The organism is Arthrobacter gallicola (assembly GCF_014836775.1).
Classification (GTDB): domain Bacteria; phylum Actinomycetota; class Actinomycetes; order Actinomycetales; family Micrococcaceae; genus Arthrobacter_B; species Arthrobacter_B gallicola.
Genome location: NZ_JACSQD010000007.1, coordinates 16,127 through 33,402 on the forward strand (window position 1 = coordinate 16,127; position 17,276 = coordinate 33,402).

At 66.6% G+C, this 17,276-nt stretch carries 14 protein-coding genes; 6 read left to right on the forward strand and 8 right to left on the reverse strand.

The window, feature by feature from the left end; translation table 11 throughout:
- Positions 1-471: 471 nt before the first annotated feature.
- Positions 472-1,455, reverse strand: coding sequence for a LacI family DNA-binding transcriptional regulator (locus H9639_RS14140; RefSeq protein ID WP_191808724.1), 984 nt, complete (start codon positions 1,453-1,455; stop codon positions 472-474).
- Between the two features lie 228 nt (positions 1,456-1,683).
- Here H9639_RS14140 and H9639_RS14145 point away from each other — a divergent pair, with 228 nt between their 5' ends.
- The 5 genes from H9639_RS14145 to H9639_RS14165 all read left to right on the forward strand — a co-directional run bounded on the left by H9639_RS14145 (position 1,684) and on the right by H9639_RS14165 (position 6,821).
- Positions 1,684-2,505, forward strand: coding sequence for an ABC transporter permease (locus tag H9639_RS14145; RefSeq protein WP_191808725.1), 822 nt, complete (start codon positions 1,684-1,686; stop codon positions 2,503-2,505).
- Positions 2,506-2,531: 26 nt separating this feature from the next.
- A complete protein-coding gene (locus tag H9639_RS14150) occupies positions 2,532-3,326 on the forward strand; it encodes an ABC transporter permease (RefSeq protein WP_191808726.1) in 795 nt (264 codons plus the stop codon).
- Entirely contained in the window at positions 3,323-4,390 is a 1,068-nt protein-coding gene (locus H9639_RS14155) for an ABC transporter ATP-binding protein (protein ID WP_191808727.1), read from the forward strand. Before H9639_RS14150 ends, H9639_RS14155 begins: the two co-directional genes overlap by 4 nt.
- A gap of 150 nt (positions 4,391-4,540) precedes the next feature.
- A complete protein-coding gene (locus H9639_RS14160) occupies positions 4,541-5,620 on the forward strand; it encodes an ABC transporter substrate-binding protein (protein WP_191808728.1) in 1,080 nt (359 codons plus the stop codon).
- Positions 5,621-5,669: 49 nt separating this feature from the next.
- Positions 5,670-6,821, forward strand: coding sequence for an adenosine deaminase family protein (locus H9639_RS14165; protein WP_191808729.1), 1,152 nt, complete (start codon positions 5,670-5,672; stop codon positions 6,819-6,821).
- A 126-nt stretch (positions 6,822-6,947) separates the two neighbouring features.
- Here the strand turns inward: H9639_RS14165 and H9639_RS14170 are convergent, their stop codons facing one another.
- A complete protein-coding gene (locus H9639_RS14170) occupies positions 6,948-8,396 on the reverse strand; it encodes a basic amino acid/polyamine antiporter (RefSeq protein ID WP_191808730.1) in 1,449 nt (482 codons plus the stop codon).
- A 297-nt stretch (positions 8,397-8,693) separates the two neighbouring features.
- On the opposite strand from H9639_RS14170, the gene H9639_RS14175 reads away from it, so the two are divergent.
- A complete protein-coding gene (locus tag H9639_RS14175) occupies positions 8,694-9,875 on the forward strand; it encodes an FAD-dependent oxidoreductase (RefSeq protein ID WP_191808731.1) in 1,182 nt (393 codons plus the stop codon).
- Between the two features lie 35 nt (positions 9,876-9,910).
- On the opposite strand, the gene H9639_RS14180 is transcribed toward H9639_RS14175, so the two are convergent.
- The 6 genes from H9639_RS14180 to H9639_RS14205 all read right to left on the reverse strand — a co-directional run bounded on the left by H9639_RS14180 (position 9,911) and on the right by H9639_RS14205 (position 17,201).
- Positions 9,911-10,336, reverse strand: a complete 426-nt coding sequence (locus H9639_RS14180; RefSeq protein ID WP_191808732.1) for a hypothetical protein — start codon at positions 10,334-10,336, stop codon at positions 9,911-9,913.
- 35 nt (positions 10,337-10,371) lie between these two features.
- Entirely contained in the window at positions 10,372-11,436 is a 1,065-nt protein-coding gene (locus tag H9639_RS14185) for a putative glycoside hydrolase (RefSeq protein WP_318242101.1), read from the reverse strand.
- A gap of 35 nt (positions 11,437-11,471) precedes the next feature.
- Entirely contained in the window at positions 11,472-13,235 is a 1,764-nt protein-coding gene (gene pelF / locus H9639_RS14190) for a GT4 family glycosyltransferase PelF (RefSeq protein WP_191808734.1), read from the reverse strand.
- Positions 13,236-13,267: 32 nt separating this feature from the next.
- Positions 13,268-14,755: a hypothetical protein gene (locus H9639_RS14195; RefSeq protein WP_191808735.1), complete on the reverse strand. Its 1,488-nt coding sequence runs from the start codon at positions 14,753-14,755 to the stop codon at positions 13,268-13,270.
- A 370-nt stretch (positions 14,756-15,125) separates the two neighbouring features.
- Positions 15,126-16,421: an amidohydrolase gene (locus H9639_RS14200; protein ID WP_191808736.1), complete on the reverse strand. Its 1,296-nt coding sequence runs from the start codon at positions 16,419-16,421 to the stop codon at positions 15,126-15,128.
- Between the two features lie 81 nt (positions 16,422-16,502).
- Complete coding sequence (locus tag H9639_RS14205; protein ID WP_191808737.1) at positions 16,503-17,201, reverse strand: hypothetical protein; 699 nt, start codon at positions 17,199-17,201, stop codon at positions 16,503-16,505.
- Between the last annotated feature and the right edge of the window lie 75 nt (positions 17,202-17,276).

Genomic DNA, 17,276 nt, shown 5'->3' on the forward strand with positions numbered 1-17,276 from the left:
AGGGCTGGCGCGGGCACCGGCGGCCGGTCCGGGGCGATGGTCAGCAGACCAGACTCTCCATGCGCTCCGTCCGCGCCCTTGGCCAGGATCTGGCCGCCTCCAACGTGCAGATATGGCGACTTCCGCGCACAGAAAGTCGCCATATCTGCACACCCAGCAAGAGCCAAGTCGCCATACCTGCACATCCAGCGGAAGCAGTCCGCCCCGGCGCCCCACCGAACCGCCAAGCCGCCAAGCCACCGAACCACCAAGCCGCCAGGCCACCGACAGCGCCACACAAGACGCCATATCTACTCTCGTGAGTCGCGGCCGCCCTCTTGTTCGGCCCGCGCGCGACCCGACCTCAGCCCCGTCCCGGCGCCAGCCCGGCCCGGGTCCGCGTCCCGCCCCGTCCCGTCCCAGCCCTGGTCCGGCCCCACGCGACCCGGTCCCGACCCGCCCCCAGCCCCAGACCCGCCCGCGCCCCCGAACCTACGACCAGTGAATCGGCACCGTAAGCCGGCGCTGCTCCGGCGTCGCGAGTCCGGGCACCGGGAGCCCACGGTCCTGCAGGCCGCGCTGCTCAAGCAGCGCCAGCAAAAGTTCCACGGCCTGCCGGCCAATTTCGACGCCGTCCACGTCCACAGAGGGAACACCGGCGGAACCCAGTGCGCGGGCAATCCGGGCATCGCCGCTGACCACCATGTCCTGCGGCACGTCGATGCCGCGCAGCCGCAGGGCGTACATCAGGCCCAGGGCGATCGGCGAGGCATACACCAGGACGGCGGTGGCACCGGAAGCAAGCACCTCATCGACCAGCCGGATCCCGCTTTCCGCCAGCGGCGGCAGCGGACCGAGCACGGTCAGGTCCGCCCTGCCGGCCAGCGCCTGCGTGATGGCGCCCGTGCGCATACTGTCCGGCCAGGACCCCTCGGGCCCGCCGACGTAGGCGATCCGGGTGTGTCCGCGGTCCGCGAGTTCTCCGGCCAGCCGGCCGAATGCGGCCGCGGTGTCCGCCACGACCGAAGGCATGCCGGGGACTTCGCGTTCGATCAGCACCGTAGGGGCCAGGGACGCTGCGTGCCGGACCACATCCTGGCTGGCTTGGGAGGCGTTCAGGATCAGGCCGTCCACCTGCCCGGCCAGCCGGTCCATGCCGCGCTGGTCCGCTGCGGAGGCCAGCCCGCTGACGGCAATGGTGAGGTGGTTCCCGGAGTCCTCCGCCGCAGCCTGCGCACCCTCGATGATCGGGGCGAAGAAGGTGTTCTGCAGGCTGGGGACCACCAGGGCCAGCAGCCCGGTGCGGCCGCGGGCCAGGGCGCGGGCGATCCGGCTGGGCTGGAAACCCAGGGACTCGGAGGCGGCACGGACCCGTTCAATGGTCTCGCGGGCCACCAGTTCGGGCCGGCCCAGGGCGCGGGAAGCGGTCGCCTTGGAAACGCCTGCGAGCGCGGCGACGTCGTCCAGTGTTGCCATTGTTCCCCCTGATATCCCTGACGCGTAACTCTACCGCCGGGTGGGTGGCATGGGCCGCATATGAAGCCGTTAACAAACCGGAAACACGATCCTACTAGGGTAAGGTGCAATCGGTTCCACAACCGGTTTCATTCACGCGGTTGTCAGCCGTTGATTGATTGTCCGTCCGATCGTTTCGGCTGTCCTGGCCGAACCGGTCCGCCCATATTGATTCGGGGATAACGCCGTATGCTGCGCAGACCCAAGCTCCTGATCGCGCCGGGAGCCGTTGTGCTGGTGCTGGGATTCGCCATCCCCGCGCTGATCATGATTTTCAGCCCGCCCGGCTCCGGCCCGGCCGAGGTTTTGTCCCGGCTCTGGCAGATGCTGGGCGATCCGTATGACCTGGCGATCATCGGCCGCACCCTGGTCTACGGTCTTACCGTCACCATCCTGTGCATCGTCCTCGGCTTCCCCATCGCGTTCCTGCTGGCGCGGTCCACTTCCCGGTTCGCCGGCGTCTGGCTGGCCCTGGCCATCTTCCCGCTGCTGCTGAGCAACGTGGTCCGCACCTTCGGCTGGCTGGTCATCCTGGGCAGCAACGGCGCCGTCGGCCAGCTAATCGTCGCCCTGGGCCTCAGTGACCGCGGTCCGCAGCTGCTCTACACACCGCTGGCCGTGATCCTGGGCATGCTGCAGCTGTTCCTGCCGCTGGCGATCATCACCATCTACTCGGCGATCGCGCAGGTGGACCGCAACCTGGACGACGCCGCCCGCGGCCTGGGTGCCACCCGCACCCGGACCCTGTGGACCGTCGTCGCACCGCTTTCCCTGCCGGGCATCGTTGTCGCTGCCACGCTTGTCTTCGCCGGTGCGGCTACCGCCTACACCACGCCGTACCTGCTCGGCGGCACCGGACAGCGGGTGCTTTCCACCCAGCTGTTCACCTACTCCTCGGTGACCGTTGACTGGCAGGCGGCCTCGGCCACGGCCCTGATCATGACGGTGCTGGTCTTCCTGGTCTCCGGATTGTCCACTGTGCTTGGCTCGCGAAAGGGCAGGGTCGAGTGAAAACCCCTCAACTGAAAACCCGCCGGATGAAATCCCGTCCAGTCCTGCTCACCCTTGCCGTCATCGGTTACGTCATCATGATCGTGCCCATCCTGTTCGTGGTGATGACCTCCTTCACCGCCGGGCGCACGCTGGCGTTCCCGCCCACCGGGTTCTCGCTGCAGTGGTTCGAGAAGGCGCTCAAGTACGGGCCGTTTATGGAATCGCTGACCTCCTCGCTGCTGCTGGCGGTGGTGGCCACCGCGCTGGCCCTGCTGCTCGGGGTGCCCGTGGCCCTGGCCATTGCGCGCAGCAAGCTGGCGGGCAAAAGCGCCATCCAGACCTTCTTCGCCTCGCCGCTGATTGTGCCGGAGCTGGTGATCGGCCTGGCGCTGTATCAGCAGCTGGTCATCACGCTGCGGGCGGATACCTTCTGGGTGCTGCTGATCGGGCACGTGGTCATCCTGATGCCGTACACCGTCCGGGTCACCGGCTCCACCCTGGTGCTCAGCGACCTCAGCATCGAAGACGCCGCCCGCGGCCTGGGCGCGACGCCGCTGCACACCTTCCGCACGGTGACCCTGCCCCTGATGCGGCCGGGCCTGATCTCCGCGGCGCTGCTGAGCTTCATCACCTCGTTCAACAACGTGCCGCTGTCCCTGCTGCTGCAAAGCCGGGATTTCAGCACCTTCCCGATCACCATGCTGGATTACGTCCAGCAGTCCTACGACCCCATGATCGCCGCCATGTCCACGCTGATCATGGCCGGCACCGTCATCATCGCCATCATCGCCGAGCGGACCGTGGGCTTCGCCAAAATCTTCGGAGGTATCAACTCGTGAGCACGCCCGCAGCAGAATTCGTGAACGTGAGCCAGAATTACGGCAATTCCCTGGCCGTGGACTCCATCAACCTGCAAATCGAGGAGGGGAAACTGACCACCCTGCTCGGTCCCAGCGGCTGCGGCAAAACCACCAGCCTGCGCATGCTGGCCGGTTACCTGCAGCCCACCGCCGGGCAGATCATCATCGGCGGCTCGGACGCCACCGGGCTTCCGCCGGAGAAGCGGAACCTGGGCATGGTCTTCCAGTCTTATGCGCTCTTCCCGCACCTGACCATCGCGGACAACGTGGGCTACGGCCTGAAGCTGCGCAAGGTGCCGGCGGCGGAGCGCAAGGCCCGGATCGCCGAGTGCCTGGACATGGTGGGCCTGGGCCACCTGGCCGACCGCAAGCCGAAGGCCCTCTCCGGCGGCCAGCAGCAGCGCGTGGCGCTGGCCCGCGCGATCGCCATCCGGCCCCGGCTGCTGCTGCTCGATGAGCCGCTGTCCAACCTGGACGCCCGGCTGCGGGTGCAGATGCGCGCTGAGATCCGCCGGATCCAGGCCGAAACCGGGCTGACCGTGGTGCTGGTGACGCACGACCAGGACGAGGCCCTGGAGATGTCCGACTCCATGGTCCTGATGCGCGCCGGGAAGATCGAGCAGACCGGTTCCCCGGCGGAGGTCTTCACCCGTCCGGCCAGCCGGTTCGCCGCCGACTTCCTGGGCTACGAGAACTTCCTGGAACTGCCCGGCCGCGGCCTGGCCACCATCCGCCCGGAGCACCTGCACCTTGCCGCGCCGGGACAGCCGGCCGACGGCGGCGGGCTGGCGCTGGACGCCGTCGTCACCTCGGTGGCCTACCGCGGCACGGACGAGATTGTCACGGCCGACGCCGGCGGAACCCTGCTGAAGGTCTCGGTGCACCGCAATTCGCAGAGCGCCTCCCTGCCGGCGCTGCGCCCGGGCGATCCGGTCCGGGTCACCGCCAGCGGCGGGGACATTGTGGACCTGCCCGACGACGTCGTGCCCTCCCCGGTCAGCGCGCCCCGCGCGGCTGCGGCTCCCGCCTCCCCGGCGGCCTAAAGCCGGGCGGGGGCCTGCTGGTTTTCCCCCAAACCGGCTGGCTCCCGCCCTTCCCAGGTCCAACCCGACCTCTTTGCCCTGAACTTCCCGATTGCCCTGAACCTACGCGGCGCACCTGTGCCGGGTACCACCGAAAGGAAACGAATCACCATGTCACTCCCCCGCAACCGCGCAGCCAAGCTGGCTGCTGCTGCCTCGGTGACCGTCAGCGCCGCCCTCGTCCTGTCCGGCTGCGGTGCCTCCGGCGATGCTGCCGGGGAGTCCCGGACCCTGGTCCTGAGTGCCTTCCCGTTCGGTGTTGAGCCGTTTGAGGAGGCCGTGGTGAAGCCGTTTGAAGCGAAGACCGGCATCAACGTGGAGATCGAGACTGGCTCCAACGCTGACCGGCTCTCCTCTCTGGACCTGGCCGACGGGGATGCCGGCATCGACGTGATGCTGATGTCCGATTTCTACGCCGCCATGGGCGAGGAAAAGGGCCTGTTCCAGGCCGTTGACGCCGATAAGGTTCCGAATCTGGAGAACATCGCGGACTTCGCCGTGTCCGATGACTTCTCCGGCCCGTCCTACAGCTACCAGCTCAACGGTGTGATGTACCGGACCGCTGATGTGAGCGCTGAAAAGGCCGCCAGCTGGGACCTCTACGGGGACAAGAGCTACGCCGGACGGCTGGCCTTCCCGGACATTTCCACCACCGGCGGCCAGCTGTCGGTGACCGCTGCGGCCTCCAGCTACGGCTCGGACCCCTACGACATTGACGCCGCACTGGAAACGATTGGCGGCTGGGCACCGAACATCCTGAAGTTCGTCTCCTCCTCCACCGAAATCACCAACCTGCTGGTGCAGGGCGAGATTGTTGCCTCCCCCACGCTGAACGGTTTCGCCACGGATCTGATGGCCTCCGGGGAGCCGGTGGCCTGGACCGCCACCGATACCGGCCGCTACATGGCCACCAACCGGGTGCTGATTCCGTCCGGCGCCAAGAACGTGGACGCCGCGCACGAGTTCATCGACTACCTGCTCTCCGCCGAAGCGCAGACCGCGTCCGCGGAACTGGTCGGCGACCTGCCGGTGAACCCGGACGCCACCGTGCCGGACTCGCTGACCGCCGTCGTCGGCGATATTGCCGAGGACCCGATCGCCGCCGGTTTCTCCACCCTGGACTTCGCCACCATCGTGGCGAACTACGACTCCTGGGTGGACCGCTTTGCCCGTGAGGCCTCTTCCAAGTAATCCCCGGGGCCCAGCCCCGATCCATCCGCAGCATTGAAAGTCAGGACGCATGACCAGCACTGAAACCCAGCCCGGCCCGGCCCAGACAGCCCAGGAAGCCACGGCCCTGCAGCAGTTCGCTGCCCGGCTGCCGAAGACGGACCTGCACTGCCACCTCATCGGCACGGTACGGGCCACTACCTTCGCCGAGCTGGCCGCCAAGGCAGGCCTGGAGCTGCCGGAGGACCCGGAGACGATCTTCGCGAACATCTCCTCGGTGATGCGGGACTTTACCCCGTACGAGAATGCCCGGATTCCGATTGTGGAGGACGGCTCCCTCGACCCCGCCGGCGAGAGGTACTCCCTGTTCCAGGCCTCCGACTGGGTGATGCAGTCCCTGACCGAGGCCACTGACCTCACCCGCATCACCTACGAGGCGTTTGAGGCCGCGCACCGGACCAGCAACACCCGCCACCTGGAGCTGTTCATCGATGACGTTCCGCCGAACCTCACCGAGCTAGGCTACGCCGGCTGCGTGGAGGCGTATGCGGAGGGCATCCGGATGGCCGAGCGGGACTTCGGCATGACCGGCCGGCTGATCGTCGGGATCGACCGCAGCAAGGACGGCGCCTATGCCGTGCGGCGCGTGCAGCAGATCCTGAACGCTCCGCACGAGTACGTGGTGGGGATTGGTCTGGACAACCTGGAAACCGCCGGCCCGCCGGAGCGTTTCGAGGCTGCCTACCAGCTGGCCGGCAAGGGCGGACTGAAGCGCACCGCGCACTCCTCGGAGCACGCTCCGGTGGCGGTCAACACGATCACCTGCCTGGATGTGCTGGGCTGCGACCGGATTGACCACGGCTACTTTGTGATGGAGGACGACGCCGTGATCGCCCGGATGCGCGAGGAGCAGGTTCCGTTCACCGGCATCTTCACCACCTCGCGCCGGTCCTGGCGTCCGTGGCGGCGCGCCTCGATCAAGGCCATGGTCGACGCCGGCCTGAACGTTATTCTTGCCTCGGACGATCCGGGGATGTTCCCCACGAACCTCGCCAACGAGTACCGGATCGCCGTCGACGACCTCGGCCTGGACCGTGCCTGGCTGCGGAAGTCCGCGCTGGCCGGTGCGGACGCGTGCTGGCTGCCGGACGCGGAGAAGGCTGCGCTGAAGGCGTCCATGACGGCGGAGATTGATGCGCTGGAGAAGGAACTGTTTGGGTAGGTTTTCACTGCTGAACTGACCGTCAGAGAAGGGGTCTCCCGGGTGCGATCTGCGTCTGGGAGGCCCCTTCTGGTTTCAGGGGCGCCGGGGTTTCGTCCCGGGGTGAAGGCCCCTTCGGCCCCCTGCTCAGAGCACTATCCAGCCCCGCGCCAAGGCGAGCACACCGGCAACTGCTCCTGCCACCGTTATGAGGAAAAGGAACAGCTCCCCTCTCCGGAAGACGCGCTGGCCCTGTTCACGGCGCGCGATCACAAATAGGACGGTGGCAGGGGCGTAAAAGATCATCGAAAGCAGCACCAGGGGCAGCCCGGCGGCATAAACCAGGAAGACCGAGTAAATGGTGGCAATAACGGCAATAGTCAGGTCGCCCCGCCGGATGCGGCTCGGGACTCCGTCATACGTTTCACCGTTCCAGCCGAGCTTGAGGGCGTAGAGGGCCGCGAAAAGGAGCGAAAACAGCGTCAGGACCGCGGTCATGTCCAGTGCGAAGTCAAATGCGTCCTCGGAGAAGTAGGTGATGACCATCATCAGCTGGCTCAGCAGGGTGCTCAGCAGCAGAGCATTGACCGGAACGTCGACGGCACTGACGCGGGACAGGAACTGCGGCATGTCCTTCTCCCTGGCAGCCACATACAGGACCTCCGCAGCCATCAGGCTCCAGGCTAGGTAAGCCCCCATCACCGAAATGATCAGTCCTGCGCTGACGAACACCAATCCCCAGGTCCCCACTCCCGCGTCCAGGACACCGGCCATGGATGGTTGGCGCAGCTCGGCGAGCTGTTCCATCGGCAGGACCCCGTAGGAAACGATCGTGACCGAGGCAAAGATGGCGAAGACGCTCAGAAAGCCGAGGACGGTGGCCCGGCCAACGTCCTCCCGCCGTCGGGCATGGCGCGAGTACACGCTGGCACCTTCAACACCGAGGAACACGAACACCGTCACCAGCATCGTGTTGCTGACCTGCTCGAACAGCGGCCCCGTATAGTCCGCTCCGGTTAGGTTTCCCGCGAAGACGGCGGGATCAAACAGGAAGACAGCAAAGAGCACGAAGACCAGGATGGGAACAACCTTGGCGATCGTGACTATCCGGTTAATGGCCGTGGCTTCCCTGATGCCGCGCCTGATCAGGAAGAAGAATCCCCACAACCCGGCCGAGGACAGCACGACGGCGGGGAGGGTGTCCCCTGCGCCCAACTGCGGAAACAGGGCTCCCAGCGTGGACATGGTGAGCACCCAGTAGGTGACGTTTCCAACGCAGGCGCTGGCCCAATAACCCGCGGCAGAGAAGAATCCCACGTAATTTCCGAAGCCGGCCTTGGCGTAGGAGAAGATCCCCGCATCAAGCGCTGGCTTTCGCATGGACAGCCGCTGGAAGACGAAGGCCAGCATCAGCATGCCGAAACCGGCAATCAGCCAGGCGACCAGCGCACCCAACACCCCGGTTTCCTCGGCGAAGCGTCGGGGCAGGGAAAACACCCCGGCCCCAACCATGGACCCAACCACCACGGTGGTGAGGGTCAACAGGGAGAGTTTGGCCGCTGAGGTCTTCTCCCCTGAAGCAGCAGGATTAGACATGAATCTTTCCAATCGGGCGTGGCGGCTGTTGAGGCGGCACCGGTGAAACAACAGTGGACGGGCGGACCGCTTGCTGCCTAAGATCCCCGTCGGCAGCCTGACTATTATCCTCCGAATGTCAGCGGGATCCGAATCGGCGATCAGCACCTCCAGTCGGTTTCCCGAAGGGATCCTGGCGGTGGAAAGCGGAAGCCCCGCTGCCCGGACGCGGCGTCGCGGAAGGACATACTGGTTCCTTCGGCGGCCCATCCCTGACCTAAGTTTTGAGTGTCTGACACAACTTTTTGAGGGGCTCCCTTGGCATCACCGCAATCGCGTTCCGGCGGCTCCTTCGACTACGCCGTGGTGGGTGCAGGGCTGGCCGGCGCGGCAACTGCCTGGCGGCTCGCCCAGCGCGGCTTCCACGTGGCGATCCTGGAACGCAGCGAGCCCGCCAACAGCACCGGGAGTTCCCACGGCTCCGCCCGGATCTTCCGCTACGCCTACGAGGATCCGTTCTACACAGGTCTGGTCCAGTCCGCCGCCGCCGGCTGGAAGGAACTGGAGACGGCGCACGGAGCGCCGCTGATCCGCCCCACCGGGTGCCTGGATTTCGGGGAGGAACATGCCCCGAAGCGTTTCGCCGCTGGCCTGGACGAGGCCGGTGTCACCCACGAGCTGCTGTCCCGGGACGAGGCCTCCGCGCGGTGGCCGCACTTCGCCTTCACCACCGACGTGCTCTGGCACCCGGACGCTGGCGTGATTGACGCCGAAGGTGCGGTCCACGCCATGGTGGCAGCCGCCGTCGCGCATTCGGCGACGCTCCTGACGGATTGGACCGTGGCCTCCGTCGCCAAGTCCGGGGCAGGCTACGCGTTGACCAGCAGCGACGGTCGGACGCTGGATGCCCGTAACGTAATCATCGCCGCCGGTGGGTGGCTGCCGGGCCTGCTGGGGAACCTGGACCTGCCGAGCACGTTCCTCCGCTCCCTGCCCACCTTCGAAGTCCGGCAGGAGATGGCCTTCCACTTCCCCTACCGCGACCAGCCGGCACCGGAGACCCCGTGGCCCACCTTTATTCATAAGGCTGGCGGGATGCAGGTTTACGGCCTGCCGGGTGGGCGCGACGCCGGGCACCGGGGCCAGAAGGTCGCCGAATACAACGGTGGCAAGGTGCTTCCTGATGCTGCTGCTCAGGACGGGAAGATCGATCCGGCGCACCGCCAGCGGATGGTCGACTACGTCTCGCAGTATCTGCCGGGCTTGGTCCCGGAGCCCTACGCCGAAACCACCTGCCTGTTCACCAACACGCCTACCGAGGACTTCGTGATCGACCGGGCCGACGGCATCACGGTGCTCTCGCCCTGTTCCGGGCACGGCGCCAAGTTCGCTCCCCTGCTGGGCGAGCTGGCGGCGGACCTCGCCACCGGAACCGGCACGGTTCCGGCGCGGTTCCGGCCAAGTTCCGGCGCGGTTCCGGCCAGGAACAGCACGCGCTGACCACTCACCCAGCTGAGGGCCCACCCAGGTAAGCCCTAACCAGCGGTCCCCGCTGCAGTTCCCGGCCCAGGCCGGGGCTCCAGGAACCGCCGCGTGCCAGCCCGGGCGAGCATCAGCACCACAATGAGCGCCGTCACCAGGAAGAACCCGCCTAGGTGGACGCTGCCGCGGAAGACCACGGCCGTCAGCTCGAGGACCAGGAACTTGCTTCCCGGCAGGACCAGCAGGAGCATCGCGGCACTCACCGCCCGCCTCGGTCCCGGCTGGCCCGGCCGCAGCCGCTGAAGCAGCCGCGTCTTCGCCCAGACGACCACTTCCAGCACCACCTTGAGCAGCACCGCGCTCAGCAGGGTGATCAGGAATGACTCGGTAATCACCGCGGGAAAGAACTGCACGAACAGACCCAGCACCACGGTGTAGGCGAAGACGTCCACCACGTCGAGCGGCCCCAGCTGTTTCATGGGGCGAGTGTAGGCCAGGTAGACGCGCCGGGTGGTCAGCCCCTCCGGCGGAACAGGACTCCGCGCTGCGGCGGCAGGATGCACGACGACGGCGCGGGGCGGCCGGCGTCGTCCACCATCCCGGCGGGGATGCGCACCTTGCGCCGGCGCCGTCCGTCGCGGTTGAAGTTCACGGCCGCGAAGCCACCCTCGAACTCGCGCCACCAGGTATGGCCCCTCCCCTGCGGCCTGCCGCGCGGCGGCCCGAGCTGCCAGTCGAGTTCCGGGGCGTGCTGGGTGCGGCTGTAGTCGTCGTGGGCGGTGGCCGAGTAGGCTCCCCTGCCTTCGCCGAAAATCCAGAACGCTGACAATCCGTACAGGAAATTCGGATGCTGGTCGTTGCCGTCGGTGGGGACGCGGAGGATTGAGAGTCCCGGCCCGCCGGCCTGGGGCAGCTGGGCCTCGGCGGTCGCCGGGTCGAAGAGGTGCTCCGGGCCGTAGCCGAGCCACACCTCCTCAAAGCCGCCACCGTAGGCAGCATGGGCCGCCCAGCGGCCGGTTTCCCGGCGCGACTCGGCAATGTTGGGCACCAGGATCTTTCCCACACTGTTCAGCGCCGTCCCGGCGGCGTTCACCAGGTCTCCGAGTGCGGTGCGGAGAACGCTCATGTCAGCGGCCCCGGGGATCGGCAGGTTCAGCCCGTAGTAGTCGTCGAAGACGTCGTTGTCCGCCAGCACGCCGTCGAAGGGTGAGCCGTGGAATTCGGCCAGCACGTTTTCCACCCAGCGGCGCTGGTAGCCCGGCTCCCAGACCTTCATCTGCCAGTGCCCCGGATACCGTTCCCACTCGATCCGCGCCCCGTCCAGGCGCGTGGCGAACCAGCCCCCGCCGTCGTCGTCGTCCTCCAACGCAACAGCGGCAGCCTCCGCCTCCGCGAAGGAAACCCCCGAACTGTAGACCGGGCCCGGTTCATAGCTGCGCACCGAGGACAAGCACTTGTAGGCCAGGACCGTCATGTCCGGACGCAGCCGCTTGAGCTCCCGGGCGGCCCCGGTTTCCCAGGGCTGCAAAATCGCCGCACAGTAGTGCTCGGCGGCGAACCTGACCTGCTCCGAGCTCACCGGATCCCCGTACCGGATCCAGGCACCGACTCCGCTCATCGGACCGGTTCGGCCGGAACTGATGCACCCGGAACCGAATCAGCGGGCGTGAGGAAATCCAGCTCCGTGGTGTCCAGAGTGCGCACGTGCGTGATGTTGCCGACGGCGCGGTAAATCCCGTTATAGGAGGACATGATTTCGTGCATCTGGAAGAACTCTTCCACCCGGGTCCGGGCGTTGTCCGCGTAGTCGATGTAGAGGTCCATGTTCCCGATGACGGCGCGGATGCTGTCCGCCATGTGATCCACGTCGCCGGCGGCCACGAGCTCCCCGCAGGGCCCGACCATACGGCCGTCGGTGGTGGCGAGTTCGTCGCTGATCAGCTGGCGCATACCGCCGACGTCGGTGCCCACGGTGGGGATGCCGGCCGCCATGGCTTCCAGGACCACGATCGGCTGGCCTTCGTTGTAGCTGGGCAGGACCAGCAGGTCGAACTGGTCCAGCCGGTCCCGGACGTTGACCGTGCCGTGGACGGTGACGTGGTCGTGCAGGTTCAGGGCATCGATTTTCGCCATGCACGCCTCGTAGTATTCCGGGACGTGTTCGGTGGGGCCGAGCACGTCCAGGTGCAGGTTCGGGAAACCGTAGCGGCGCAGCAGGTCGATGCTGGAGAGCAGATCCAGCAGCCCCTTGATCGGCACCACGCGGGCAATGTAGACGAGGTTCCAGGTGTGGTTGTCACCGTTGCGGATCAGGTGCTCCCGCGCGGCGAGCCGGGCCCGGTACTTCTCGTCGAACTCTTCGATCACCATGGCGTTGGGTACCACCACGGCCTTGTCGATGTCCGTTCCCAGGTGCGCCGCTTCGGTGATCGCCGTTGGGTACAGGTAGGTGATCAGCGCGGCGCTGGGGTAGCAGAAGTGGCCCATTTCGGTCCACCACGCCATCCAGGCCCGCTTTTCGGGGGTGACGTCGAAGGTGCGGTAGTCCTCCGAGGTGATGGAGAGCGCCATGTTGCGGTCCAGCAGGGTATTAACCGTGTCGCGGACGTACAGGTTGTGTTCGGTCAGGAGGAAGGATGTGCCGTGGTCGCGGGCGGCGGCGGCTCCGAGGAGTGATGCGTAGCCGGTGGTGTGGGCGTGGTAAACGTTGGCCCGGGGCATGGTTTCGCCGAGGATGGCGTAGGCCAGGGATAGGAAGTTGCGCAGGGTCCAGAAGGAGTCGGCGAGCGAGAGGTCCAGCTGCGGCATCCGCTCGGCGAGGGCGGCCATGAATTCCCGTGTGCCCAGCAGCGCCCACAGCGGGTAGGCGCGGGTGCGTTCGTTGAATCCTTCGTCGATGAGGTCCCAAAGCGGGCCAACTTCACGCTCCTCGGACAGGGCGTAGAGCGCGTCGAACAGCCGGTGTGCCAACGCCGAGCGCTGGCGGGCATCCATCCCCAGGTCCTTGGCGGACACCTTCATGAAGTCATGCCGGTGTTCCTGCATGCTCAGGTAGACCGGCCGGACCCACAGGACGTTCTCCGGCATGCCGTACAGGTCCTCGTGCGGGGCGTCGGAGTCCCAGGTGATGTGGATGATGCCGTAGGTCAGGTCCGGGTTGTGCGTGACGATGTCATGGACCACGGCCGAGACGCCGCCCTTGAGATACGGGTAGGTGGACTCCATGACAATGGCAACGTCGACGTCGTCGTACTGGGCCTGCGCCGCTGTTTGCGCGGGCTGGACGACGACGGCGGCGGGCTGGGCGGGTGCCTGCGGCTGGGCGGGTGCCTGCGCGAGCGGGGCGCGGCGGAAGAGTTTCTGCTTGATTCCGTACATGGTTATGCCTTTCAAGACGGGGGTAGGGCGGGCTACCAGGAGGTGGCGTGGCGCCAGAACAGCGTGTATTCGGGCTGGCTCCAGTGGCGTTTGTAGAGAACCCAGGCGACGGCGACGAGCAGCACGTCTGTGGCAACCAGTGCCGCATAGGCCAGGGCTGCCGCCGTCGGGCTGGTCGAGGCCGCGGCGAGCGCGAAGACTCCTGCGCAGAGGGCCAGGTGGATTCCGCCCAGCAGCTGCGGTGGCATCCGTACGCCGATGTAGTCCAGTTCGTAGCTGAGGAGAGTCAGGACCATAAACGCCCAGGATGCGGTGCCGACGCAGACCGCCAGAAGGGTGTTTTCCGGCTGGAAGCCGTCAATTACCAAGGAGATGACCAGCGTCAGGATCATGCCGACCGCGCCGGTGCTGAGGATCGCGCGGTCCACGGTCCGGGTCAGCCGCTTCGACTCGGCGGCGAGAACTGTCAGCGGTTCCTCGGCGATGGAACGGTGCAGGGAAGTCACGGCCTTATCCACCCGCGGGGCGAGGTGCACAAAGTAGTAGTTGTAGGCGATCACCGCCGGCAGCATGGACACGAAAACGATGACCACCGGGAAATCGCCGTCCGTTGCGAGGAACAGCAGGTATTTGTCGGCCCAGAGCACGGCTCCGAGCAGCAGGCCGCGAACGACGTCGCGCGCGAAGTTCCGTCCGGCCGGCCGGTTACGCAGGCTGATGCTGGCCAGTCCGCGTCCCATGGCCGCGATCTGGGTGGCCGCTCCCAGGAGCGGCGGCAGCCACCACAGCGTGGGCACGGCGAACAGCGCGGCGGCGTAGGCAACCCAGGCCAGGGCCCAGAGGCCGCGGCGGTTGCCCACGTTGGCCAGGACCAGGGACTGGACGAACAGCAGGTGGAGGGCGCACAGGGCGGCGTAGGTTGCCATGGCGGTGAAGGACCAGCGGGAGGCCAGCCACAGCGGGATGGCGAACAGCACCACGAGCGGTAACGCGTAGCCGAACATGGCCGGCCAGTTGGCGCAGAAACGGCGGGTGATGGCGGGCATGTTGCGCTCGGCCATCAGGTCACCGATGAGGCGGTAGGCGGGCAGACAGGCGGCCTGCGCCAGCCAGGGAACCGTTATGGAGGAGGCCAGCACCAGGTAGGTGAGCTGCACACCGCCCACGTTCGCGGCTGCCATCTCCGGGCTGACCAGCGGGTAGACCAGGTTCAACAGGATCACCGGTGAGAGGTAGAGCAGCAGGCCGGCGCCGGGGCGGGCGTTATCTACCCCGGTTCTCTGTCCCGGGGATTCCGGGTCCTCCGCGGTATCTGGGTTGCCCGGACGCCCCGGGCGGAGCAGCTGGAACAGCGTGGCCATGACCAGCAGCGCACCGGCGCCCAGGAGCGCGGCGGACCATTCCCCGGGGAACACGGTGTCCGCGAACGGAACAAGACTGGTCAGGACTAGCGCGGCGATGATGACCACGGTGCGGCGGCGGACAAAGGTGTCCTGGAAAAGAGACTGTAGCGATGACATGGATCCCCCCGGAACCACCGCTGTGCGGCACGAATGCGCGTGCGGTGGGATTGCATTGAGACGTGGCTGGCAGGCTGCGGCCTCCATCGGTCCAAGGTGGACCGGTGTAGGTTGGCGCAGCGTGAGCGCCGCAGGAGCAGATTCGTCCGGTGTCCCAGTTGACGAGGGAAAGTACGTGTCACCGCCGAACTCTCCGGCGAGCACAGTCCTCAGCCTAGAAATGCGGATGGAGGTGTGGGTGAGTAGCGCCTACGCGTCTTTGTCCGGGGTGTTACTTGGTTATTTCTGGCGCTCCAAGCCGCGAATGTGGCCGCTACTTGGTGTCGTGGGCCGGTACGGGTTTACCGTGTGGCACCCATGCTCAGACCTGCTATCCCGCATCCAGCCGGGTGGTCAGGGCTGCCAACGCCGCGGCCAGCCCGGTGCCCAGGGTGGGTTCGAGTTCGGGAGCGAACTCCGGTGAGTGGTTCCCGGCAACCGGCTCGCCGGCGTCGACCCTTTTCTGTTTCGCGGAGCCGAACATCCAGTACACCGAGGGCACACCGATCGCGTCGGCGAGCAGGCCGAAGTCCTCGCTGCCCATCACCGGCGGCACTTCCTTCACGTTCTGCTCCCCCAGCGCACGCCGCAAGCCGGGAAGCAGACCGGCGGTGGTCTCCGGATCGTTGTAGCAGCGCGGGAAACTGGAGATCTCCTCGATCAGCGGCTCCGGGGCGCCGGAGGCGGCGGCCTCGGCGGCGATAATCCGGCGCAGCGCACCCAGCACGTGCTCCCGCACCTCAGGTTCGAAGGTTCGCACGTTGACCGTGAACTCGGCGCTGCCGGGAATGATGTTCTCCTTCAGGCCACCGTGGAAGGTGCCCACCGTGATGACGGCGGAGTCCCGGGCCGGCACTTCGCGGGAGATGATCGTCTGGATCCGCACCACCATGTGGGCGCCAAGGAGAATCGGGTCGATCGATTTCTCCGGCTGCGAGCCGTGCGCCTGCCGGCCCAGCACGGTGATCCGCCAGGAGTCAGCCATGGCCATCGCGGTGCCGCTGCTGATTTCCACTTCCCCCGCCGCACTGGGCCAGACGTGCTGCCCGTAAATGACCTCGGGACGGGGTGCCTTGCCCCAGAGCCCGTCGGCGACCATGGCTCGTGCCCCGGCCGCGGTTTCCTCACCGGGCTGGAAGATGAACACCACGGTGCCGGCCCAGCGGTCGGTGCTGCGGGCCAGCAGCTCGGCGGTGGTTAGGGCCACGGCCATGTGGGTGTCGTGCCCGCAGCCGTGCATCACCGGAACGGCGGTGCCGTCTTCCAGGGTGCCGGTGGCGGCGCTGGCGTACTCCAACCCCGTGTTCTCCCCGATCGGCAGGCCGTCGGTGTCCGCGCGGTAGCCGACGACCGGCCCGTCGCCGTTGCGCAGGATGCCGACGATGCCGGTCCCGCCGCAGGCAAAGGCCTCCAGACCCAGCTCCTGCAGCCGGCCCAGCAGGTAGGCCGCGGTCTCGTGTTCCTGCATGGAGAGTTCCGGATGGGCGTGCAGGTAGCGGTAGGTTTCGTGCAGCTTCTGCTGATCCTCGGTTGTGTAGCCGAGGCTGGTGAGGAAAGCGGCGGCAGGTGAACCGGCGGCGCTGCCGGGAGATGCATCGCTGCCGGCGTTTTCGGTGGGGGCAGTCATGGGTGAACCTTCCTTTGTTGCTCATAGGCGGCGGCCTGCGCGATGCCGCCGCCCACGTACTCGAATTTTGGAGCGGGCCCGCTAACGGAGATTCAGCTGGGCGAGCAATCCTTGTACGGCCTGAACCATGTCTACCGCACCGGCATAATGCCGCAGGTACGTGACCGGCCGCTCCTTGAAAAGTGGCCCATTGCCGTAAGCCCGGTGGAAGACACGCTGTTCAGCCGGGATCACCCCTCGGTCTACCAGCAGATCCCAAAGTATCCGGGTGGTGTCACCCATCGGGATGTACAGAGTGTCGCGGCTGAGTCCTAGAGCTTCCTGCTCTGTTTTGAACCCCGAAAGTACATACCTGTTCGTGTCGAGCGTTCCCGACTTAATTTCCGTTGGGAGGCCTTTTGCGTCTTTAGTCGGATAATCCTTGACGATGTCTGTCAGGAATGCCCCTTCGAGAGCCGTCCCTGTGATTGCCTTGCGCAGTTTGGAATCCCCGCCGCTTTTCCGGGCATGGAAGTTCTTGAACGGGGGAAACTCCCCCGTGTCTCCGCCGAGGCCGAAGTTCGCACCAATGAGTACGACATCTTTTCGAAGCCGAGGGGAAATAGCGGCGCTGTCCTCAAAGATCGTGAGGTCGTCGTTTTCATTCCCCCAGACGGCCCAGCTCGCTGCTCCACCTACTCCCTCGCGGGCACCGAGCCTCCTGCTGGCTTCAAACTCGGCGATAGAAACTTCGCTGCGGTTCGCGATCAAGTCGTCATTAAGTGTTTTTGTTATCCCCATGCCCACAGGCTAGTGGATGGCACCGATGCGATGGGCACCAAATTCGCCGGGCAGCGAAACTGCGCCGACCCGCCT